Annotated in this window: 19 protein-coding genes; 8 read left to right on the top strand and 11 right to left on the bottom strand. The window is 61.6% G+C overall.

Translation table 11 applies throughout. The annotated features are described in order from the left end of the window. Positions 1–159 precede the first annotated feature (159 nt). Positions 160–1,608, bottom strand: coding sequence for a catalase (locus tag EV679_RS09915; protein WP_068372127.1), 1,449 nt, complete (start codon positions 1,606–1,608; stop codon positions 160–162). A gap of 469 nt (positions 1,609–2,077) precedes the next feature. On the opposite strand from EV679_RS09915, the gene EV679_RS09910 reads away from it, so the two are divergent. Then, the gene (locus EV679_RS09910) at positions 2,078–3,193 is read left to right on the top strand and encodes a 5-methyltetrahydropteroyltriglutamate--homocysteine S-methyltransferase (RefSeq protein WP_130487116.1); all 1,116 of its coding nucleotides are present in this window, start codon (positions 2,078–2,080) and stop codon (positions 3,191–3,193) included. A 213-nt stretch (positions 3,194–3,406) separates the two neighbouring features. Here EV679_RS09910 and EV679_RS09905 read toward each other — a convergent pair whose 3' ends face one another. Continuing rightward, positions 3,407–3,895, bottom strand: a complete 489-nt coding sequence (locus EV679_RS09905) for a MarR family winged helix-turn-helix transcriptional regulator (RefSeq protein WP_068372133.1) — start codon at positions 3,893–3,895, stop codon at positions 3,407–3,409. Between the two features lie 344 nt (positions 3,896–4,239). Between EV679_RS09905 and EV679_RS09900 the strand changes: the two genes are divergently transcribed. The 4 genes from EV679_RS09900 to EV679_RS09885 all read left to right on the top strand — a co-directional run bounded on the left by EV679_RS09900 (position 4,240) and on the right by EV679_RS09885 (position 8,707). Next, positions 4,240–5,193, top strand: coding sequence for a PDR/VanB family oxidoreductase (locus EV679_RS09900; RefSeq protein WP_130487085.1), 954 nt, complete (start codon positions 4,240–4,242; stop codon positions 5,191–5,193). A 24-nt stretch (positions 5,194–5,217) separates the two neighbouring features. After that, complete coding sequence (locus EV679_RS09895; RefSeq protein WP_130487084.1) at positions 5,218–6,303, top strand: aromatic ring-hydroxylating dioxygenase subunit alpha; 1,086 nt, start codon at positions 5,218–5,220, stop codon at positions 6,301–6,303. 171 nt (positions 6,304–6,474) lie between these two features. Beyond that, complete coding sequence (locus EV679_RS09890) at positions 6,475–7,824, top strand: MFS transporter (RefSeq protein WP_068372144.1); 1,350 nt, start codon at positions 6,475–6,477, stop codon at positions 7,822–7,824. A 277-nt stretch (positions 7,825–8,101) separates the two neighbouring features. Then, complete coding sequence (locus EV679_RS09885; RefSeq protein WP_083969644.1) at positions 8,102–8,707, top strand: nitroreductase family protein; 606 nt, start codon at positions 8,102–8,104, stop codon at positions 8,705–8,707. Here the strand turns inward: EV679_RS09885 and cueR are convergent. Then, entirely contained in the window at positions 8,676–9,074 is a 399-nt protein-coding gene (cueR, locus tag EV679_RS09880; protein ID WP_068372150.1) for a Cu(I)-responsive transcriptional regulator, read from the bottom strand. The two genes, EV679_RS09885 and cueR, sit on opposite strands and share 32 nt — an antisense overlap. Continuing rightward, the gene (locus EV679_RS09875; RefSeq protein WP_130487083.1) at positions 9,071–11,380 is read right to left on the bottom strand and encodes a heavy metal translocating P-type ATPase; all 2,310 of its coding nucleotides are present in this window, start codon (positions 11,378–11,380) and stop codon (positions 9,071–9,073) included. Before EV679_RS09875 ends, cueR begins: the two co-directional genes overlap by 4 nt. A 246-nt stretch (positions 11,381–11,626) precedes the next feature. Here EV679_RS09875 and EV679_RS09870 point away from each other — a divergent pair, with 246 nt between their 5' ends. After that, positions 11,627–11,836 carry a heavy-metal-associated domain-containing protein gene (locus EV679_RS09870; RefSeq protein WP_068372539.1) on the top strand — a complete coding sequence of 70 codons (210 nt, stop codon included), beginning with the start codon at positions 11,627–11,629 and terminating at the stop codon, positions 11,834–11,836. Between the two features lie 2 nt (positions 11,837–11,838). Beyond that, positions 11,839–13,239: a dihydrolipoyl dehydrogenase gene (locus tag EV679_RS09865; protein ID WP_130487082.1), complete on the top strand. Its 1,401-nt coding sequence runs from the start codon at positions 11,839–11,841 to the stop codon at positions 13,237–13,239. 134 nt (positions 13,240–13,373) lie between these two features. Here EV679_RS09865 and EV679_RS09860 read toward each other — a convergent pair whose 3' ends face one another. The 3 genes from EV679_RS09860 to wrbA all read right to left on the bottom strand — a co-directional run bounded on the left by EV679_RS09860 (position 13,374) and on the right by wrbA (position 15,587). Next, on the bottom strand, positions 13,374–13,622 hold the full coding sequence (locus EV679_RS09860) for a GlsB/YeaQ/YmgE family stress response membrane protein (protein ID WP_068372157.1): 249 nt from the start codon (positions 13,620–13,622) through the stop codon (positions 13,374–13,376). Positions 13,623–13,758: 136 nt separating this feature from the next. Continuing rightward, the gene (locus EV679_RS09855; RefSeq protein ID WP_130487081.1) at positions 13,759–14,961 is read right to left on the bottom strand and encodes an MFS transporter; all 1,203 of its coding nucleotides are present in this window, start codon (positions 14,959–14,961) and stop codon (positions 13,759–13,761) included. Beyond that, the gene (wrbA, locus tag EV679_RS09850) at positions 14,958–15,587 is read right to left on the bottom strand and encodes an NAD(P)H:quinone oxidoreductase (protein WP_130487080.1); all 630 of its coding nucleotides are present in this window, start codon (positions 15,585–15,587) and stop codon (positions 14,958–14,960) included. The genes EV679_RS09855 and wrbA overlap by 4 nt, the downstream gene beginning before the upstream one ends. A 94-nt stretch (positions 15,588–15,681) precedes the next feature. Between wrbA and EV679_RS09845 the strand changes: the two genes are divergently transcribed. After that, on the top strand, positions 15,682–16,599 hold the full coding sequence (locus EV679_RS09845; protein WP_130487079.1) for a LysR family transcriptional regulator: 918 nt from the start codon (positions 15,682–15,684) through the stop codon (positions 16,597–16,599). A gap of 197 nt (positions 16,600–16,796) precedes the next feature. Here the strand turns inward: EV679_RS09845 and EV679_RS09840 are convergent, their stop codons facing one another. The 4 genes from EV679_RS09840 to folD all read right to left on the bottom strand — a co-directional run bounded on the left by EV679_RS09840 (position 16,797) and on the right by folD (position 20,973). Then, entirely contained in the window at positions 16,797–17,261 is a 465-nt protein-coding gene (locus EV679_RS09840; protein ID WP_068372170.1) for a carboxymuconolactone decarboxylase family protein, read from the bottom strand. A gap of 30 nt (positions 17,262–17,291) precedes the next feature. Further along, positions 17,292–17,804, bottom strand: coding sequence for an RrF2 family transcriptional regulator (locus EV679_RS09835; protein ID WP_068372173.1), 513 nt, complete (start codon positions 17,802–17,804; stop codon positions 17,292–17,294). A gap of 236 nt (positions 17,805–18,040) precedes the next feature. After that, positions 18,041–20,110: a M3 family metallopeptidase gene (locus tag EV679_RS09830; protein ID WP_068372176.1), complete on the bottom strand. Its 2,070-nt coding sequence runs from the start codon at positions 20,108–20,110 to the stop codon at positions 18,041–18,043. Continuing rightward, entirely contained in the window at positions 20,107–20,973 is an 867-nt protein-coding gene (folD, locus tag EV679_RS09825) for a bifunctional methylenetetrahydrofolate dehydrogenase/methenyltetrahydrofolate cyclohydrolase FolD (protein WP_127774258.1), read from the bottom strand. The genes EV679_RS09830 and folD overlap by 4 nt, the downstream gene beginning before the upstream one ends.

Here is a 20,973-nt window from a genome sequence, read left to right as displayed (position 1 = left end):
GGTGTGGCGCGCCACCGCCGAGCGCCACCCCCCCCCCACCCCCCCCCTCATGGCGCCTCGGGCGTCCCGCCCCCCCCCCCCCCGCGTGCCCCGGGGGGGGGGCCCCCCACCCCCCCGGCGGCCCCACCCCGCGGTTTCGCCATGGGCGACTAACGTGCCTTAAACCGTCTTGGCACGCTGCGCCAGGGCGGCGCGCACACCGGCGGCATAAGCCGGGTCGGCCAGGTGGAAATGCCCCAGCTGGCGTTCGACGATGGCCTCGGGTACGCCGTCCATAGCAGCGGCAATGTTGTCGAACAGCTGTTGCTGCTGCGACGCATCCATCAGGCGGAACAGGTTGCCAGGCTGGGTGTAGTCGTCATTGCCAGCACGGTGGTCGTAGCGATCGGCAGCGCCTTCCAGCGGCAGCGGCGGCTCCTTGAACGCCGGTGCTTCCTGGGGGCCGTTGAAGGAATTGGGCTCATAGTTGACCGAACCGCCGCCGTTATCGCCGAAACGCATGGCGCCATCGCGGTAGTAGTTGTGCACCGGGCAGCGCGGTTGGTTCACCGGCAGTTGTTCGTGGTTGCCACCCAGGCGGTGGCGCGCTGCATCGGCGTACGAGAAGATACGGAATTGCAGCATCTTGTCCGGGCTGTGGCTGATACCCGGCACTACGTTTGCAGGTGAAAAACTGGCCTGTTCGACTTGTGCGTGATAGTTATCGGGGTTGCGGTTCAGTTCCAGCGTGCCCACCTCGATCAATGGGAAGTCGCCATGCGGCCAGACCTTGGTGAGGTCGAAGGGGTTGTAGCTGGTCTGCCCGGCCTGTTCTTCGGTCATGACCTGGATGTAGAGCTTCCAGCGCGGGAAGTCCCCGTTTTCAACGGCGTTGAACAGGTCACGCTGATGCGACTCACGGTCGCCGCCAATGATTTGCGCAGCCTCACCGTTCGTCAGGTTCTTGATGCCTTGCTGGCTCTTGAAGTGAAACTTGACCCAATGGCGCACGCCCTGCGCGTTGATCATGCTGTATGTATGGCTGCCGAAGCCATGCATGTGACGCAGCGATGCTGGCAGGCCGCGGTCACTCATCAGGATGGTGACCTGGTGCAGCGATTCAGGCGACAGGGACCAGAAATCCCATTGCGCGGTATTGCTGCGCATGTTGTTGCGCGGATCGCGCTTTTGCGTATGGATGAAGTCGGGGAATTTGTACGGGTCGCGGACGAAAAAGACCGGCGTATTGTTGCCGACCAGATCCCAGTTGCCCTGGCGAGTATAGAACTTGATGGCAAAGCCGCGCACGTCGCGCTCGGCATCAGCGGCGCCACGCTCGCCCGCCACGGTGGAAAATCGCAACAGCAGGTCGGTCTGCAGGCCGATGGACGAGAAAATGTCCGCACAGGTGTACTGCGTGATGTCGTGCGTGACGGTAAAGGTGCCGAATGCTGCCGAACCCTTGGCGTGTACCACGCGTTCGGGAATGCGCTCACGATTGAAATGCGCGTGTTTTTCGAAGAGCTGGTAATCCTGTACCAGCAGCGGGCCGCGCGGGCCTGCCGTGAGGCTGTTCTGGTTATCGGCTACAGGGGCGCCAGCGGCAGTCGTAAGAGTAGGGCGGGTCATTATGTAGTCCTCCTGTGGGTTGGTGTTGCGAAGTCAATGGATAGATCATAGATAAACTCAATGACAAAATGAAATCAATTAATTATATTGATGCGATAGGGGCAGGCTATGCGCCAACCCGTGGTCAGGCCCATCACTCAAGTCTCGCCTGTTTTCCCACGGGAATCCATGCCCGCGACGCTGCACCCGTATCCATATCTGTCATTAGTATGAAAAATACTCATTGATAATATGAATAGGCATCTTGAATTGTATGCAAGGGACTGAAAATAACGGTGTTTTAAAGACTGAAAGAAAAGGCCTGTCGTCATGCCAAGGTTCGGTAAGCTGAGATAATCAAATAGAATTGGCGTTTGGATACGATAGGCTATCGCTGGTGGGCTTATCGGCAAACGGGCTTTTATGTATACATATCGTTGCCATCGGCAACGATGACATTCTTCAAATCCATAGGGAGTCTTCAGTGAGCATTCCGCTTAATCCACCGTTCCGCGCCGAACACGTCGGCAGCTTCCTGCGTCCTGCCTACTTGCTGGAAGCACGCGCCCAGAAGGAAAAAGGCGAAATTTCCGCAGAACAGCTGCGTGAAGTGGAAGACAAGGCCATCCTTGAAATCATCCGCTTCCAGGAAGAGCTGGGTTTCAAGAGCATCACTGACGGCGAATTCCGCCGCACCTACTTTCACGTGGACTTCCTGCGCCAGCTGGGTGGTGTCGTCAGCGAAATTCCTGCGGTGATCGAACGGCCCAATGGCAAGATCGAACTTGCTCCGCCCATTATGAAGGTGGTCGACAAAGTGCGCCACGTGCGCGACATCCAGCTGGCCGATTTCCAGTTCCTGAAAGCCAACGTGGCTCAGGGATCGGTGCCCAAGGTCACCATTCCGTCGCCTACCATGCTGCACTTCCGTGGCGGCCGCGCCGGTATCAGCCAGGAACACTATCCTGTGCTGGACCCCGATTTCTATGATGATGTGGCGCAGGCCTATGCCGACGAGCTGCACTCGCTGGCTGCCGCTGGCTGCAACTACGTGCAGATGGATGACACCAATCTCGCCTATCTGTGCGATGAGCGCATGCGCGAAGCCGCTCGCCAGCGTGGCGACGACCCCAACGAATTGCCGCACCGTTATGCGGACTTCATCAACCGCGTGGTGGCGCGCAAGCCTGCTGGCATGCGCCTGGGCATCCACCTGTGCCGCGGCAACTTCCGCAGCACGCACGCCGCTGCCGGCAACTACGAACCGGTGGCCGAAGCCCTGCTGGCCGAAATGAACGTAGACGCCTATTTCCTTGAATATGATGACGACCGTTCCGGCGACTTCCGCCCGCTGCGCTTCCTGCCGAAAAACAAGGTGGCGGTGCTGGGCCTGATCACCACCAAGTTTGGCGAGATGGAGTCCAAGGATGAGATCAAGCGCCGTATCGACGAAGCCGCCCAGTACGTGCCCTTGGAGCAACTGGCGCTGTCACCGCAGTGCGGTTTCAGCAGCACGGTGCACGGCAACGATATCGCAGTGGCCGCGCAGCGCCAGAAGATGCAGTTGGTGATGGAAGTGGCACGCGAAGTCTGGGGCGACGCCTGAGCATTTGCGCAAGACTGAGCTGGCAGCCCATGGTTTTTGCCGGTAAGAATTGAGCGTGCTCAAGGGCAGACCTGGGCCCCATCAGGCCCAGTTCATCTGCTAAAACCCGTCGGCCAAACTCCATCGGCCAGACACCTGAGGGTTCAAAAAACAGGCCAGAAAGCCATGCTTTCCGGCCTGTTTTTTTATCTTGGGCAACTGATCCCGGTCCGCTCAGGCGGATTTGCGTTTGCCCCGGCTGATGTAGGGGTGCGCATTGACCTTGTCCACCTGTTCATGCATCACATTCAGCAGGCGGATAAGCGTGTTTTGTTCTTCAGCCGTGAAGCGGCTGAGCAGCAGTTTTTCTCTGGCAGAGGCCACCTGGAAGACCTCATCATGCAGTGTGTGGCCCTTTTCCGTGAGATGGACCAGCAGGCGTCTTGCGTCTCTTTGGTCAACTTCGGTATGGACCAGGCCATCCTTCTGAAGCAAGGCCAGGGAACGGCTGACCACGCTTTTGTCCAGGCCGATCACTTGGCAAATGCGCTGAGCTGGGATGCCGTTTTCTACGGCCAGCATCGATAACACACGCCATTCCACGACGCCGATGCCGAAATTTTCCCGATAGAGCAGGGATGCGCCTGCTGACAGCTTGTTGGCGATAAAGGTGACCAATCCCGGCACATAACGGTCGAGATCAAGTTTCTTCGTGGAACTCATGCGTAGTCGTCGTCCTGAAGGGGCGTTGCGCGCCGGATCCTGCATCAGGCAGATCCAGAACCTGGCGCGCCGGTTGCTCCAATAGCCCCAATAGCCCCAATAGCCCTGGTAGCCAGCTGCTGCCGGTATGGCACATCATAAAGCGAGTGGCAAACAGCATACCCCGATTCGGGCTGCCGCCAAGCGCCAGGCCAGGGCGCCAGCGGCCCTGAGCAAGCGGGGGGAAGGGGATCTGACAGAAATTGGGCAGCACCGATATTAGGGCAAATATGGTGTGTCTACACAACCAATTGGAATTTAAATATAGTTGTGTAGGCAACTAATATTTGTGTGTGGAATCCGACATGATGACCTTGACCGTCACGCAGAAAACGCGTGAAGCCGATGATGTGTTCAGCTTCCAGCTGACCGCCAGTAACGGCCAGCCCTTGCCAGCCTATGAAGCTGGCGCCCATATAGATTTGCATCTGCCGCAAGGCCAGGTGCGGCAGTACTCCTTATGCATGCCCTCAGGGGCAGGGCAGCCCGGCAGTTATACCGTGGCAGTGCTGCGCGACCCGGCTTCCCGGGGCGGGTCGATTGCCCTGCACGATCAGATCCGTGTCGGCATGACGCTGATGGCCAGCCCGCCGCGCAATTTGTTCGCGCTGGTGCCGCACGCGCAGAAAACGCTGCTGTTTGCCGGCGGCATCGGCATTACTCCCATTCTTTGCATGGCTCAGGAACTGGCGGCCAGGCAGCAGGATTTCGAACTGCATTATTGCTGCCGCAGCCGCAGCAAAGCGGCATTCGCCGACTTCCTGGAGAGCAGTGCGTTCGCAGACCGCGCGCACCTGCATTTCGATGATGTTTCCCCGCTGGATGTGCAGGCCTGTCTTAAGCCGCCGCAAGCGGGGCAACATTTATACGTGTGCGGGCCCAATGGTTTTATGCAGCATGTGCTCACCTCAGCCAGTCTGTGCGGCTGGCCGGAAACACAGCTGCATCGCGAGCACTTTGCTGCCGTACCGGCGAACCGTCCGCAGGCGGATATCGCTTTCGAGGTAGAGATTGCCAGTACCGGCGCGGTCCACCTGATTCCGCCAGAGCGCTCTGTTTTCGAGGTGCTCGATGAGGCTGGCATCCCTTTGCCCGTGTCATGCGAACAAGGTGTCTGCGGCACCTGTGTCACGAAGCTCATTGCCGGCACGCCGGATCACCGCGATCAATACCTGACGGCAGCCGAACACGCGCGCAATGACTGTTTCACGCCTTGCTGTTCGCGGGCTTTGTCGCCGCGGCTGGTTCTTGATATCTAACACACACGACAGGAGAAAGTCCCCATGTCTTTGGCAACGCTTGCGCCCGCTGAGGCACCATCGCACACCGTTACGCTTCCCGCTTCCCCGTTTCCCTTGAACCAGTGGTACGTCGCCGCGCTATCTTCGGAACTGAAGGATAAGCCGCTGGGCCGCACGCTCTTGAACCGGCCAGTCGTCCTCTTTCGTCTGGGAGATCAGCGGGTGGCGGCGCTGGAAGACCGCTGCTGCCATCGCGCCTTGCCGCTTTCCGATGGCACCGTGGAGCACTGTGGCGTGCGCTGCGGCTACCATGGCCTGTTATATGACGCGACCGGCCAATGCATCGAGATTCCGGGCCAGGAAAAGATTCCGTCGCGCGCCAGGGTGAGCGCGTACCCGGTGCAGGAACGCGACGGCATTGTCTGGATGTGGTTTGGCGCGCCGGATCAGGCCGAACCGCTATTCGACGCGCCAGCCTATGACATCCATAGCTCTGGCAAATACGTCTATGGCGGCGACGTCTATCACTACCAGGCGCCGTATCAGCTGATCCACGATAACTTGCTGGATCTCAGCCATCTTGGATACGTCCACCTGAAGACGATAGGCGGCAACGCCAAGATACACATGAATGCCGAGATGAAAGTCGAGAGCGATGACGAGTCTGTCCGGGTGACGCGCTATATGCTGGATTCCGAACCTCCGCCCACTTATACGGCGGCTTATCCCTTCAAGGGGCGCGTGGACCGCTGGCAGGAAATCGAGTTCCGTTTGTCCCATATCCTGATCTGGACAGGGGCGGTGGACGTGGGCACCGCCAGCATGGACGACCCGCAGCGCGATGGTTTTCATATGCGCGGCTTTCATGGCATTACGCCCGAAACCGAGACGACCTGTCATTACTTCTGGACGATGGCGACCAATCCGGTGGGCGATGTGGAAGGCATACGCGCCAAAGTCCTGGAGCAAACCATCATGACGTTTGACGAAGATAAAGTCGTCATTGAGTCCCAGTACGCCAACATGCTGCGTTGCGGCAAGAAGCCGATGATAGACATTCATGTGGATGTGGGCGCCAACAAGGCGCGGCGCATCATCGAACTGGCCAAGTCCCGCAGCGGCGCTTAAGTCTTTCTGGCGCTGCCCGGCCATGTCTTCGCATGGCCGCATACGCCTGTATCCGTTCTTCCCGTTACTTCCGTTACTCCCGTCCCTGAGCCTGCGCTACGCCGTGATTCGGCAGCGCAGGACGACGCGTGCCTGACGCCTCAGCGCGCGAATGCTTATCGAGGTTCCAATATGAGCAAACCTATTCATGAGCTGATGGATGAGAAGTCCATGAGCCGCTTTCAGTGGGGCGTGATCTCCCTGTGCTTTCTCATCAATATGCTGGATGGCTTCGATGTGCTGGTGATGGCATTCACGGCTGCGTCAGTCGCGAGCCATTGGTCATTGAGCGGTATCCAGCTGGGCTATCTGCTGAGCGCCGGCCTGGTCGGCATGGCCTTGGGTTCCTTGTTTATCGCGCCCTGGGCCGATCGTTTCGGGCGCCGTCCGCTGATTATGTTTTGCATTGCCGTCGCCGGTAGCGGCATGGTGGCGTCGGCCTATGCGCAAAGCCCTGTGCAACTGGGCGCCTTGCGTTTGCTGACCGGGCTGGGCATAGGCGGCATTCTTGCCAGCAGCTATGTGATTGCCGGTGAATACGCGTCCAAGAAATGGCGTGGGCTGGCGATCAGCCTGCAGGCAACTGCGTATGCGCTGGGCGCCACGATAGGCGGTATTGTCGCGGCCTGGATTATTCCCGCCATGGGCTGGCCGTCCGTGTTCCTGTATGGCGGTCTGACGACATTGGCGACCTTGCCCATCATGGGCTTATGGCTGCCGGAATCGCTGGACTTCCTGCTGGGGCGGCAGCCGCGCGGCGCGCTGCTAGCGGTGAACCGTCTGCTGGGCAAGGTGGGCTTGCCCGGCATCAACACCTTGCCGGCGGCCGGCGCCAATCGGGCACAGGCCGCGCGTGCCGGGGTGGGCAGCCTGTTCGCGCCTGGTTTGCTGCCATCTACGCTCTTGATCTGGTGCGCCTTCTTCCTTGTCATGCTGGGCTTTTATTTCGTGATGAGCTGGACGCCCAAGCTCATGGTCAGTGCCGGTTTATCCAATCAGCAGGGCATTACCGGCGGCGTGCTGCTGAACGTAGGCGGCATCGTGGGCACATCGCTGATCGGCCTGCTTGCCGCGCGCTTCGCCTTGCCGCGCCTGCTGATGATCTACATGCTGGCAAACTTCTGTCTCATGTATGGGTTTGTCCGCTTGCTGGGCGAGCTGAATATGGCGTTTGCAGCGGCCTTGCTGATCGGTATCTTCGTCAATGGCTGCGTGGCCGGCTTGTATGCGCTGACGCCATCAATCTACCGCTCCACGCAACGGGTGACAGGTTTAGGCTGGGCCATCGGCATGGGCCGGGTCGGCGCTATCGTGTCTCCGCTGCTGGCGGGGCGCCTGATCGATGCGCAATGGGCGCCTGCCGAGCTGTTCAGCGTTTTTGGTTTGGCATTTGTGCTCGGCGCGCTGGCCATAGCGGCCTTGCCCTGGGCGCAACGGCGGTCACACCGTCAGCCCCAGCCACAGGGCCAACCTCAGGGCTAAAACCGCAGAGCCAGCCTTAAAACATGCCAGCGGAGCCGCTGCCCACCAGCCGCCAGGCGGGACAGGCCTCCTCTTAGGGGGGGCGCTGCTGCCGGGAAACCCGTCACTGGCAAGGGGTAAATCCGGTGCGCAGGAAGAACTGTGCGAGAATCGGTTTCATTCAAGACCATGCCATGAAAAGCGCGGCCACGCTGCCGCGCCGTTCACCATCGGGGCAGTTCCTTTTGGTTTTCTATTTGTGGTTCTCTATTTTTCTACCCAGCGAGACATTCCGATAATGAGCAATCCGTCTGATGTGGCTAGCGGCGCCCTGGAACTTCTGTTGTCCCGACGTTCGAATTCCTTGCTGACGGCGCCGGGGCCCAACGCCCGCGAACTGAATCTGATCCTGCAGGCAGCGGCCCGGGCGCCTGACCATGCTTCCTTGCGCCCCTGGCGTTTTCGCGTGATTGAAGGGGAGGCCATCGGCCGGCTGGCCGATTTTGCCATTGCCGCGGTAAAGGCCGCTGGTGATGCCCGCATGACCCCGGAAAAAGAACATGCGGTGCGGGCCTGGCTGGCCAAGGTGCCGCTGGTGGTCGCGCTGGGGCACGAAATTCATCACGACCACCCCAAGGCCCCGGAATGGGAACAACTGGCAGCCGCCAGCGCAGCCGTGATGAATATGCTGAATGCGGCCCACTTCCTGGGCTATGGCGCATTCTGGAGCACGGGTTTGGGAACCGCCGTCGAAGAGGTGCAGGAAGGCCTGGGCTTCGATCCACTGTCCTACCGTTTCATGGGCTATCTGGTAATAGGCACGTCTGCCGTGCCGGCGCAGGGCTCGGCCAGGCAGGCGCCTGATGCCTACGTCAGCCCTTGGACGGCGCCTGAAGGCCTGTAATGATAGGGCATTCCGGCCGCTGATCCCCGTGGCAGTTGCTGGCCAGATGGGCCAGCGTATCGGCCATCTGTTCCAGCGCCAGAGCCTTGGCGCGCAGCTCCTGGATATGCGCCAGCGCCAGTGTTTTGACATCGGCGCTGGCGCGGGACGTATCCTGCCAGAGCTGCACCAGGCTGCGCATTTGTTCGACGGAAAACCCGAGGTCGCGGGCGCGCCTGAGAAAACACAGGGTATGAACGTCCTGGTCCCGGTAATTGCGGTAGCCAGCAGGGCTGCGCTGTACTTCGGGCAATAAACCCGCATCCTCGTAATAACGGATCATTTTGGCGGAAATTCCGCTGGCTTTGGCTGCTGCGCCGATATTCATGCTTGTCCTCCGTTGGCAGGGGCGGGTTGGGGGCGCCAGGCCTTCAGGCGCAAGGCGTTCACCACCACGAAAACACTGGAAAGTGCCATGGCCGCTGCGGCAAACACGGGCGACATCAGCAGGCCGTAGGCCGGATACAGCACGCCAGCGGCCAGCGGAATGAGGGCGGCGTTATAGACAAAGGCCCAGAACAAGTTCTGGCGGATGTTGCGCATGGTGGCGCGTGAAAGCGCGATGGCATTTGCCACCCCGGCCAAAGAGCCGGACATCAGCACCACGCCGGCAGATTCCACCGCAATATCCGCGCCGGTGCCAATGGCGATGCCAACATGGGCAGCGGCCAGCGCCGGGGCGTCATTGATGCCGTCGCCCACGAACGCGCAGCGCTTGCCTGCGGCCTTGAGTTGGGCCAGCACCGCCACCTTGTCCGCCGGCAGCGCCTGGGCATGGACTTCGTCTATCCCCAGGCTGGCAGCAACCGCTTCAGCGGTACGCTGGTTATCTCCGGTCAGCATGACCAGGCGAATGCCCTGCGCATGCAAGGCCTGCAGGGCAGCCGGGGTGTCATCCTTGAGCGGATCGGCGACGGCAACCAGGGCAGCCATACGGCCATCTATGGCGACATAGAACGGCGTATTGCCTTTGGCGCCCCATTGATCCGCCAGCGCTGCCAGTTCAGGGTCCATGGCGACAGCGCGATCCTGCATCAGTTTGGCAGCGCCCGCGAGCACGGCATGGCCATCGACGCTTGCCGCCAGGCCTGCGCCGCTGATGGCTTCAAATCCGTCAACCTGGCCGAAGGTCATGCCGCGGGCCTGGGCCGCTTGCACAATGGCATGGGCAATGGGGTGTTCCGAATGGCTTTGGGCGCTGGCCAGCCATTGCAGGACTGCGGTTTCGTCAAAACCGGCGGCGACCTGCATATGCGTGAGCGCCGGTTTGCCTTGCGTCAGCGTGCCGGTTTTATCGAAAACCACCGTATCTATTTCGCGCAGGGTTTGCAGGGCATCCCCCTGGCGGAACAGAATGCCCAGATCGGCGGCGCGGCCTGTGCCGACCATAATGGACGTCGGCGTGGCCAGCCCCATGGCGCAAGGGCAAGCCACGATCAGGACCGCGACGGCATTGACCAGCGCGAAATCAAAGCCCAGGCCAGGGGCCAGCACCATCCACAGAACCAGCGTCAGAATGGCGATCGTCATCACAGCCGGGACGAACCAGCCTGTGACTTTATCCACCAATGCCTGCACCGGCAGGCGGGCGCCCTGAGCCTGTTCGACCATGCGGATGATTTGCGCCAGCGTGGTGTTTTCACCGGTGCGCGTGACTTCAATATCCAGGCTGCCATGGGTATTGAGCGTGGCGCCGGTCACGCTATCTCCCGCCTTGCGGGAAACCGGCAGGGGTTCACCCGTCAGCATGGATTCATCTATATGCGATTCGCCCTGGCGGATGACACCATCGAGCGGAATTTTTTCGCCGGGGCGCACGCGAAGCAGGTCGCCGGTATGGATGTTGGCAATATCCACATCTTCGATGGCGCCGTCAGGCAGAATGCGCCTTGCCGTGCGTACCTGCAGGCCAACCAAACGGCGGATGGCCGCGCCGGTGCGGCCCTTGGCGCGCGCTTCCAGCATCTTGCCCAGCAGAATCAAGGTCACAATGACGGCACTGGCTTCAAAGTAAATATGGCGCGAGGCCTCGGGCAGCCAATGCGGCGCCAGTGTCGCCACGACGGAATACAACCAGGCTGCGCCGGAACCGACCGCCACCAGGGAGTTCATATCAGGCGTGCGCTGCCAGAGCGCGCGCAGGCCATCGCGGAAGAAATGACGGCCAGGGCCGGCCAGCACCAAGGTCGTCAGAATGCCTTGGATCCAGGCATTGCGTTGCGCGCCCAGCGTGTGCTGAACCAGATCGTGGATAGCGGGCACCATATGGCTGCCCATCTCCAGCAGGAACACAGGCAAGGTCAGAATGAGGGCGGTGAGAAAGGCGCGCTTAAGCCGTTGCCGCTCCTGCTCCTGGCGCGCGCTTTGCTCGGCGGCAACGCGTTCGCGGTCAACAATGACACTGGCGGGATAGCCGGCCGCGGTGACGACGGCCGCCAGCGCCTCGGGTGAAGCGCCGCTGGTTTGCATGCGTATGCTGGCGCGTTCAGTAGCCAGATTGACATTGGCTTCCAGGACGCCGGGTTGCGCGGCAAGTTTTTTCTGTACACGGTTGACGCAGGACGCGCAGGTCATGCCATCAATGGCAAGCTCGACGGCGAGTGTGGCGTCACGGTGATCGGCTTTCGTACTCATGACTTTCTCCGGGGCAGGAATCCAGGTAGTGCTGTTGCGATGTTGGGGCAATGAAGAGCGTTGGCCTGAAGGCCGGAGCTTGCGCTTAGGCACGCGGCCAATACGACTGCCAGGCTTGCATTGTCAACCTTCCCATAATGATAAGGTCAAGCGCTTTATTGCGGCTGGCACGGCGGGCCAGGGGCTGGGATAGAATGAACCGATGCCCTGATGGAAGAGGGTGCTGCAAGCAACGGAGAAAATGACATGGCAATACTGCAATACCAGGTTCCCGATATGAGCTGCGACCACTGCGTGCGCGCCCTGACTGGCGCGATTCAGGAAGCGGTGCCGGGCGCGCAGGTGCAGGCTGACCTCGCCGCCCATACGCTGACGGTGACCGGCACGACGGATGCTGCCGCCGTGGAGCGCGGCATTGCTGCGGCAGATTACGACTTTACCCGCAAGGAGGCGTGAGCATGGCGCGAATGGTGGATGTCGCCGTGATCGGCGCTGGCACGGCCGGACTGGGCGCCTATCGCAGCGCGCGCGATCAGGGGGCCAGTGCCGTCCTGATTGAAAACGGCCCGTTTGGCACTACTTGCGCGCGCGTGGGCTGCATGCCGTCCAAATTGTTGATTGCAGCGGCAGAGGCCGCTCATGCGGCGCGGGATGGCGCTCCATTCGGGGTGCATGTGTCAGGATTGCGGGTAAACGGTGCCGAAGTGCTGGCGCGTGTCCGGCGCGAGCGGGATCGTTTCGTGGGCTTTGTGCTCAAGGGGATGGAAAGTATTCCCGCAGCGGACGTATTGCGCGGCACGGCGCGATTCACCGCGCCTGGCGTTCTGGCGGTCAGCGGCCAGGAAGAGGAAATTCACGCCAGGGCCGTGGTCATCGCGACGGGCTCGGCGCCTTTTATCGCGGATGAGCTGAGCGGTCTGGGAGACCGTGTGCTGATTAATGACAGTCTGTTTGAATTGCCCGACCTGCCGCGCAGCATTGCCGTGTTCGGGCCAGGCGTCATCGGGCTGGAACTGGGGCAGGCCCTGCACAGGCTGGGTGTGCGTACCCGTCTCTTCGGAGCGCGCGGCAGTCTGGGCGGCATCAGTGATCCGGCGGTCAAGGCAGCTGCATTGGCCGCCTTCAAAACTGAAATGGCGCTTGATGTCCGTGCCCAGATGCAGGAAATCAGGCCGGACAATCATGGCGTCTTCATCCGTTTCCTGGATGACGAAGGCCACGAGCAGGAAGAACATTTCGAATATGTGCTGGCGGCGACGGGCCGGCGCCCGAATCTTGCCGCGCTGGATCTGCCCAAAGCAGGATTGGCGCTGGACGCGCGCGGCCGTCTGGCCTACGACCGCAACACCCTGCGTGCCGGTGATAGCGCCGTCTATATTGCTGGCGATGCCAATGGCGACTTGCCGCTATTGCATGAAGCCAGTGATGAGGGCCGCATAGCCGGGCGCAATGCGGCGCGCCACCCCCAGGTAGAACCGGGATTGCGGCGTGCTGGCCTGAGCGTCGTGTTTTCCGAGCCGCAGGTTGCCAGTGCCGGCAAGCGCTACAGCGAGCTGGAACAGGCAGGGGTCGAGTTCGTGATTGGCGAGGTCGATTTTGGCGACCAGGGGCGGGCACGCGTCATGCGGCGCAATGCCGGTTTGTTGCGGGTGTACGCGCAACGCAGCAGTGGCCGCCTGCTGGGCGCGGAACTGGCCGCGCCAGCGGCCGAGCATTTGGGGCATTTGCTGGCCTGGTCGGTACAGCAGCAGATGACCATCGGGCAAATGCTGGAGATGCCGTTTTACCATCCGGTAGTGGAGGAGGGCTTGCGCACGGCCCTGCGTGACGCGCAGGCCAAGCTGGCCCGGGCAAGCTGACCCACCCCCATGCGGAAACTTCAGCCTTGGGCTGGAGGCACAACGATCAAGGCCAGGGCGTGATGAGCGCCCTGGCCTTGATGATTTTTGGCTGCCGGAACGGTCTCCGGCAGCCTGAGCAGAGATGAACTGCTTTATTTGTTTTTGGTTACCAGACCGTAGATGAAGAGCACGATGATGGCGCCGATCACGGAAGCAATCCAGCCTGCTGCCTGCCCGGCTGCATAAAGCCCCAGGCTGCGGCCCAGGAACCCGCCGACGAGAGAGCCGACAATACCGAGAATGGCGGTCATGATAATGCCCATGTCCTGCCTGCCGGGCATGATGGCGCGGGCAATCAGGCCCACGATGAAACCGACCACAATCATGATGATGAAATCCATGCATTTCTCCTGTCTCGTGCGTGATGGTTTGCCAAGGGTGGCAACCCTGATGAGAATCATAACAGTCTAAAATCATCACTTTTATTAATGGCCGCCTTATCCTGGGATGGGCATGTAAGTGTGTGTGAACAGTGCATCATCGTGGCGGCAAATCCATGGCCGGCTTCGCAATGAGGACGATGACGACGGCTGCGCTGGCCGCTACGATGGCGGCAGCCGACCAGCTCCAGTATTGAATGACGCTGCCGACAAGCATCGGGCCGACGATTTGCCCCAGGTTGTTGCCCTGCATTGCCAAACCCATGACCAAGGGCACCAGGATGCTGTTCCTGGCAGCCAGGGGCGCAGCTGATAGCAGTGTTGCGGGAATCAGGCCGCCGACCGCGGCATAGACAATGCACAGCAGAAACGCGGGCGTGCCTGGCAAGACATCCACGAAAATGCCCAGTCCGCTGGCGCCCATGATCAAACTGGCGCCGGCCAGTATCAGCGCGCGCGGCACACCTTTCGACAACAACAGGCCTGCGGCCAGGTTGCCCAGAATATTGGCGGCGATGGCCAGAGCACTCAGTTCGCCTGCGCTCTGGTGCGTGACATTCATGCGTTCCATGAGCAGTACTGGCAGGAAACTGAATAGCGCGAAAAACATCAGGCTGTAGAGGCCGAAGATCGCGGCGATCAGCAGCGGCCCCCGGGCCGTCAGCGTTGCCATGGCATCGCCGGCCAGTTGACGCCATGGTTGCAGACGGCGCATGCCAGCATCGGGCACAGCAATGAATACCGCACATAAGGCCAGCGCAACCATTGCCGCGCAGGCCCACCACAAGGCGCGCCAGCTCTCGAACCAGGGGCCTGCCAGCATCGCCAGCGCCATGCCGGCAGGCATGAAGCAGCTCCACAAGGCCATCACGAGGTTACGCCGGGACGGGGCGGCAAGGACGCCCAGGATGGATGGGGCGGCTACTGTAATCAGTAGGAATCCGGCACCTTCGATAACGCGGGTCCACAGCAGTTCCTCGTATTCTCGCGACAAGGCACCGAGGACACAGCCTGCCAGGACGATCAGCAGGCCCAGGCGCAGCACTCGGCGGGCGCCCATGCGTCCCGTCCAGACACCGGCAAACAGGCCGCCGAGCAGGCCAAGTAACGAAAAGACGCCCACCAGCCTGCCGATGGCCGCGAGGCCCAGGTGCATGTCCGCCTGCAACAGCGGCGCGACAATAACTGCCTTGCCGACTTGCAGAGCGCCGATGATGCCTGCCGCCACGACGACGCCTACGGCGGTCCACGGCGTTGCCGGGAGGGCTGGGGAGGCCGTCAACTGTGCCGGTCGGGTCATGGCCGGACTCCGCCCTGGCGTCCTGCCGCAAGCGCCAGGGCAATCTGCGCAACGTGCCTGCACTGGAAGCGGGCGCCGGCAAGTTCGTTTTCGCTAGGCTTGCGGTAATTGCCCTCAGCATCTTCGGCAAGCGTCGTGGCGCCATAGGGTGAGCCGCCAGTGATTTCGTCCATACGTAACTGCCCCTTGAAGCTGTATGGCAGGCCGACAACGAGCATGCCCAGGTGCAGCAGGACAGTATGGGTGGATTGCAAGGTGGTTTCTTGCCCGCCATGCTGACTGCCGGTGGAAGTAAAGGCGCTGCCTACCTTGCCGACCAGTAGGTCTTGGGCCCAGAGTCTGCCGGTGCAGTCGAGGAAGTTTTTCATCTGCGCGGCCATGTTGCCAAAGCGTGTCGGCGTGCCGATGATGATGGCATCGTAGTCAGCCAGTTCGGCGACATCGGCGATTTCTTCATGCTGCGGTATCCGGTAGCCGGCGGCTTGCACCATTGCGGGCGGCACCAGTTCAGGCACCCGCCGCAGGGTGACGGTGGCGGGTGTTTCGCTGACGCCCTGGGCGACGGCCTGCGCCATGGTTTCAATATGCCCGTAGGATGAGTAATAGAGAATGAGTACCTTGGCCATAATGGCTCCTTGTGGAAGGTTCCAAGTATTCTAGGTAGCTCATTCGATCTATCATAACGATATAAATTGATAGCTTTGATCGTTTATTCAGATAATGATAGATCCTCTCACCCTGGATCAAATCCGCACATTCGTGGCTGTGGCGGATCGCGGCGGGTTTCGGGCCGCCGCCCAGAACCTCGCTCGCGTGCAATCGGCGGTCAGCACGAGCATTGCCAACCTGGAAGCGCAGTTGGGCGTGCAGCTATTCGACCGTAGCGGACATCGGCCGGTACTGACGCAAGAAGGGCAGGCCCTGCTGGCCGATGCCCGGGACCTGCTGCTCAGGGTGGACACCATGCGTGCCCGCGCGCGTGGTTTCGGCGCCGGGCTGGAGCACGAACTGGCGCTGGTGGTCGATACCCTGTTTCCATTGGATGTCGTGGGTGTCGCGCTTAGGGCCGTCCATGCCAGATATCCGACGGTGACGCTACGCGTGGCTGTTGAACCCCTCGGCTACCCGGCCCAGGCGCTGATAGAGCGGCGCTGCAACCTGGCCATTATGGTGGGTGAGGATTTTCGCGAGCCACGTATCAGCCTGGAAGCGTTGGCCCCTGTCGCACAGGTGGCCGTGACCGCGGCAGATCACCCGTTGGCGATGGTGGAGACTGGCCGCCTGCTGGGTCTGGCGGAATTGGCCGAACATATGCAGATCGTGCTGGAAGATCCCACCTTGCTATCGGCTGGCCGGACTTTCGGTGTGTTGTCGCCAAGAACCTGCCGGGTGACGACCCAGGAAGCCAAACATGCCTTGATCAGGGCAGGCGTCGGCTGGGGAAGGTTGCCCCTCTGGCTGGTCGAACCGGAATTGCAGGAAGGCAAACTGGTGCGTATCAGGACCGATGCGCTGGGGCGGCAGGGCGAGGGGGTTCTGGAAAGCTATCTGGCGCGGCGGCTGGATCAACCCAACGGCCCGATAGCAAGATTCCTGGCTGACACCCTGCTCAGCCTGGTGCGGCAAGACAACGTTTGAATCCGCCGTATTGTCTGTCAGACCAGTCATGCGATAGCGCGAGACAGGCAGGCAGCGACACGGCCGGTTCTGTCGTGTGCGGCGGGGCGGAGACCGCAGTCATTGAATGGTGCGTGACGGATGGTCTCGACCCAGCGGGCCGGTTCATTGGCCCGCCGGTTCGATTCAAGGCCGTGTTTTGAGCCGACGCGGGATGATCAGGCCGGAGAGGCACTGGCGTCGATGGCTGGCAGGGCGCGGAACCCTACGCACAGGCGATTCCAGGCATTGATGACACCAATCGCAAGCGTGAGTTTGGTCATCTCCGCCTCTGTAAAAAAGGCCCGCAATGCGTCATAGGCTGCATCCGGCGCATGGGTCTGCGATACCAGCGTCAAGGATTCCGTCCAGCCCAGTACGGCGCGTTCGCGCTCGTCGAAAACCGGCGATTCGCGCCAGACGCTGACCAGGTGGATTTTCTGCTCGCTGAAGCCGTCATGACGCGCTTCCTTGACGTGCATGTCCACGCAAAACGCGCATCCATTGATCTGGGACGCGCGCAGATTGATCAGGTGGATGAGATCGGGCGCCAGTCCGGATTCCTCGGTCAGGTATTGCGAAACGGAGGAAAGCGCCTGGTAGGCGTCGGGTGCGGCTTTGGCGAAATTGAAGCGGTTTTGCATGGCATGCTCCTGAGAATGGAAGGCAAGGGTTCAGGCTTTCTGGATGGGAATGCGCTCGTGCGCCTGTAGGAACGAGCCACTGCGTTTGGCGATGGAGCCGTCATCGAGCGCGCTGACGTCGGCAATAATGCTGGCGATGCTGACGGACCTGAGTTCGGCGCGATAGGCCTGTTCGGCGCGTTGCATGGCGGTGTTGATGCGGCAGGGGCCGGCAAGCATTGCGCAACCCGGCGGCAGGGGATTGGGGCCGCGGCGGCGTATTTCCTGGCAGCGAAAGGCCGGTCCGGCGCCTTCCACGGCCAGGACAATATCCAATAGTGAAATCTCAGCCGGGGCGCGGCCGAGCCGATATCCGCCCTTGGGGCCAGGCAGGGTCTGGAGAATACCGGCAGCGGACAGTGCCTGCAGATGCTTGAGCAGATAGCTGGGCGATACCCCATGGTATTCGGCCAGGGCCGCCGCCGAGAGCAAGCCTGCGGGGGAAAGTCCCGCCAGCAGCGTCACACTGTGGATGGCCTGTTCTACGCCGTCGCTGAGTTTCATGAAGTTTGCCCTTTAATCATGGATATATTTTATCCATGATTAAAGGGGATGAGCAAGACAATAGAATCCGGCCTTGCGGGCAGGCGCCGGCTGGCTTGGCACTGATAAAAAATGCCCCCACGCTGCGCCTGCGGCTTGCTGCCCCCCGAGGGGGCGTTTTTGTCTTGGGAGCGGCCCGGCGACAAAAAACGGCATGCAGGCTGGGCCGCATGCCGTTCATGGTCCGTCAGTATCGGTCAGGACTGGCCATCCATGCCGCTATGGCGCAGCAGGGCATCCATGCTGGGGTCCCGCGCACGGAACGCGCGGAAGGATTCGGCGGCCGGGCGCTCGCCGCCCACGGCCAGAATCTCCTTGCGGAAACGCGTGCCAGTGGCAGCATCCAGCGTTGAATTGCCGCTGGCGCCAGCGGCTTCTTCGAACGCGGCATAGGCATCGGCAGACAGAACTTCCGCCCATTTGTAGCTGTAATAGCCAGCGCCATAGCCGCCCGCGAACAGGTGCGAGAAGCTGTTGGGGAAGCGGTGCCAGGCGGGCGGGAACAATACCGCCACTTCCTTGCGCACAGCGTCCAGCACCGACAGCACGTCCGCCATGGCCATGGGCCGTACCTGTTGATGCAGCAGGATATCGAACAGCGAAAACTCGATCTGGCGCAGCATTTGCATGCCGCCCTGGAAGTTGCGCGCTGCCAGCAGCTTGTCGAATAGTTCGCGCGGTAAGGCTTCGCCGGTATCCACGTGGGACGACAGCGTTTGCACAACCTCCCATTCCCAGCAGAAGTTCTCCATGAACTGGGAAGGGAGTTCGATGGCGTCCCATTCCACCGCCGAAAACGCCGACAGGGCCGGTTCATCGACTTCGGACAGCAGCGCATGCAAGGCGTGGCCGCTTTCATGGAACAGGGTGATGACGTCATCGTGCGTCAGCAGTGCCGGGCGGCCGTCCTGTGGACTGGCGAAATTGCAAATCAGGTAGGCAACCGGCGTCTGCACGCCAGGCGCTGCAAGGCGCCGGTTACGCTCACCATCGACCCAGGCGCCGCCTTGCTTGCCGGCGCGGGCATACAGGTCCATGTGCAGGTGGCCGAGCACCGTGCCATCGGCGTCGGTGACAGCGAAGCTGCGCACATCCGGATGCCAGCCCGGCAGGTGTGCCGGTTGCAAAGACACGCCAAACAGAGAGCGGGCGACACCGAACAGGCCTTCCAGCACGCGCGGCAAGGTGAAATAACGTTTTACCGTATCGTCAGAATAGGCGTAGCGGTTTTCGCGCAGGCGTTCTGCCGCGAAGGGCACGTCCCAGGGTTCCAGCGGGTCCAGGGCGAGCTGTTCACTGGCATAGGCGCGCAAAGCTGCCAGGTCCTGTTCTGCATAAGGCCGGGCGCGGCGGGCCAGGGTTCGCAGGAAATCCGTTACCTGCGCCGCGTTGTCGGCCATGCGGGTTTCCAGGCGCAAGGCGGCATAATCCGCGTAGCCCAGCAACTGTGCTTCTTCAGTGCGCAAGGCCAGCAATTGCTCGATCTGCGGGCCGTTGTCGTAGCGGGCATCACCGTTTTCCGAGGCGACGGTGGCATAGCCGCGATACAGCGCTTCGCGCAACGAGCGGTCGCGCGCATATTGCATGACCGGCAGGTAGCACGGCATTTTCAGCGTCAGTTTCCAGCCGCTCTTGCCGTCTTCCTGTGCCGCATTGCGAGCCGCCTGGCGCACATCTTCGGGCAGGCCATCCAGACGCGCCGCGTCTTCGACATACAGCGCCCAGGCGTCGATGGCATCCAGCACGTTCTCGGAGAACTTTTGTGACACCTGCGCCTGTTGCTCGGAATTGCGTGCATATTGTTCGCGCGCCGCACCTTCCAGCGCTACGCCGCCGAGGCGGAAATCACGCAAGGCGAGGTCGAGCACGCGCTGGCGCGCCGGACTCCAGCCACCCGCCTGATGCAGGCGCAGATACTGCTTGTAGAGGCCTTCATGCAAACCGGTCCAGGTCGAGAACTCGCTGACCTTGGGCAGCATCTCGTTATAGGCTGCGCGCAGCTCAGGCGTGTTGACGACCGAGTTCAGGTGGCCGACCACCGACCACGCACGCCATAGCTGTTCCGACGCCAGTTCCAGCGGCAGTACGACCGCATCCCAGGTGGCAGGCAATTCGGGCGAGGCGGCATGTTCGACGGCTTGCCGGGCGTTCTGCAGCAGCTGGTCGATGGCTGGGGCGATATGCGCCGGCTCGATGGCGGCATAGTCGATATGCGCCGCAACCGGCACCATCAGGGGGTTGTTATTCAACACGGCGTTCTCGGTCATGCCTTGCCTTGCTCCTGGAGCTGGCGTTCCGCAGCTTCCACGGTGTTGACCAGCAGCATGGCGATGGTCATGGGGCCCACGCCGCCGGGGACGGGAGTGATCGCGCCGGCCACTTCGCTGGCAGACGCGAAATCCACATCACCGCAGAGCTTGCCGTCCGCGCCGCGGTTGATGCCGACGTCGATGACGACGGCACCGGGCTTGACCATGTCGCCGGTGACGATGCCGGGGCGGCCGGTGGCCACGACCAGGACGTCGGCACGGCGCGTGTGCGCCGCCAGGTCGCGGGTTTTGGAGTTGCACAGCGTGACCGTCGCGCCTTCGGCCAGCAGCAGCATGGCCATGGGTTTGCCGACGATATTGCTGGCGCCCACGATGACTGCCTCGGCGCCGCGCAGCGCGACATTTTCATGGGCCAGCATCTTCATGACGCCGTAGGGCGTGCAGGGCCGGAACAGCGGCTTGCCCGTCATCAGCAGGCCGGCATTGGCAATATGGAAGCCATCGACATCCTTTTCGGGTGCGATGGTTTCGATCACCGTGTGGGCATCAATATGCTTGGGCAGCGGCAGCTGCACCAGGATGCCGTGGATGGCAGGGTCGGCATTCAGAGCACGCACGCGTTCCAGCAGGGCTGCCTGGCTCAGATCGGCCGGATAGCGCTCCATGACGGAATGGAAACCGGCTTTCTCGCAGGCAGCGACCTTGTTGCGGACATATACCTGGGAGGCAGGGTCCTCGCCTACCAGGACGACGGCCAGCCCGGGCTTGATGCCGGCGGCGGTCAGGCTGGCGGCGCGGACGGCGGCTTCTTCCCGGATTTGCTGGGCCAGGGCGGAGCCGTTGATAATGCGTGCGGTCAT

Source organism: Kerstersia gyiorum, from assembly GCF_004216755.1.
Lineage (GTDB): Bacteria > Pseudomonadota > Gammaproteobacteria > Burkholderiales > Burkholderiaceae_B > Kerstersia > Kerstersia gyiorum.
The sequence above is the reverse complement of the archived record's forward strand: the minus strand, read 5'-3'. Positions and strand labels throughout refer to the sequence as shown.

Bases quoted from the DNA above. Each gene is read 5' to 3' on its own strand.
- EV679_RS09915 (WP_068372127.1), bottom strand. From the start codon at position 1,608: ATGACCCGCCCTACTCTTACGACTGCCGCTGGCGCCCCTGTAGCCGAT.
- EV679_RS09840 (WP_068372170.1), bottom strand. From the start codon at position 17,261: ATGCAAAACCGCTTCAATTTCGCCAAAGCCGCACCCGACGCCTACCAG.
- EV679_RS09835 (WP_068372173.1), bottom strand. From the start codon at position 17,804: ATGAAACTCAGCGACGGCGTAGAACAGGCCATCCACAGTGTGACGCTG.
- EV679_RS09905 (WP_068372133.1), bottom strand. From the start codon at position 3,895: ATGAGTTCCACGAAGAAACTTGATCTCGACCGTTATGTGCCGGGATTG.
- EV679_RS09885 (WP_083969644.1), top strand. From the start codon at position 8,102: ATGAGCAATCCGTCTGATGTGGCTAGCGGCGCCCTGGAACTTCTGTTG.
- EV679_RS09845 (WP_130487079.1), top strand. From the start codon at position 15,682: ATGATAGATCCTCTCACCCTGGATCAAATCCGCACATTCGTGGCTGTG.
- EV679_RS09895 (WP_130487084.1), top strand. From the start codon at position 5,218: ATGTCTTTGGCAACGCTTGCGCCCGCTGAGGCACCATCGCACACCGTT.
- EV679_RS09860 (WP_068372157.1), bottom strand. From the start codon at position 13,622: ATGGATTTCATCATCATGATTGTGGTCGGTTTCATCGTGGGCCTGATT.
- EV679_RS09875 (WP_130487083.1), bottom strand. From the start codon at position 11,380: ATGAGTACGAAAGCCGATCACCGTGACGCCACACTCGCCGTCGAGCTT.
- EV679_RS09855 (WP_130487081.1), bottom strand. From the start codon at position 14,961: ATGACCCGACCGGCACAGTTGACGGCCTCCCCAGCCCTCCCGGCAACG.
- EV679_RS09900 (WP_130487085.1), top strand. From the start codon at position 4,240: ATGATGACCTTGACCGTCACGCAGAAAACGCGTGAAGCCGATGATGTG.
- wrbA (WP_130487080.1), bottom strand. From the start codon at position 15,587: ATGGCCAAGGTACTCATTCTCTATTACTCATCCTACGGGCATATTGAA.
- cueR (WP_068372150.1), bottom strand. From the start codon at position 9,074: ATGAATATCGGCGCAGCAGCCAAAGCCAGCGGAATTTCCGCCAAAATG.
- EV679_RS09865 (WP_130487082.1), top strand. From the start codon at position 11,839: ATGGCGCGAATGGTGGATGTCGCCGTGATCGGCGCTGGCACGGCCGGA.
- EV679_RS09870 (WP_068372539.1), top strand. From the start codon at position 11,627: ATGGCAATACTGCAATACCAGGTTCCCGATATGAGCTGCGACCACTGC.
- EV679_RS09890 (WP_068372144.1), top strand. From the start codon at position 6,475: ATGAGCAAACCTATTCATGAGCTGATGGATGAGAAGTCCATGAGCCGC.
- folD (WP_127774258.1), bottom strand. From the start codon at position 20,973: ATGACCGCACGCATTATCAACGGCTCCGCCCTGGCCCAGCAAATCCGG.
- EV679_RS09830 (WP_068372176.1), bottom strand. From the start codon at position 20,110: ATGACCGAGAACGCCGTGTTGAATAACAACCCCCTGATGGTGCCGGTT.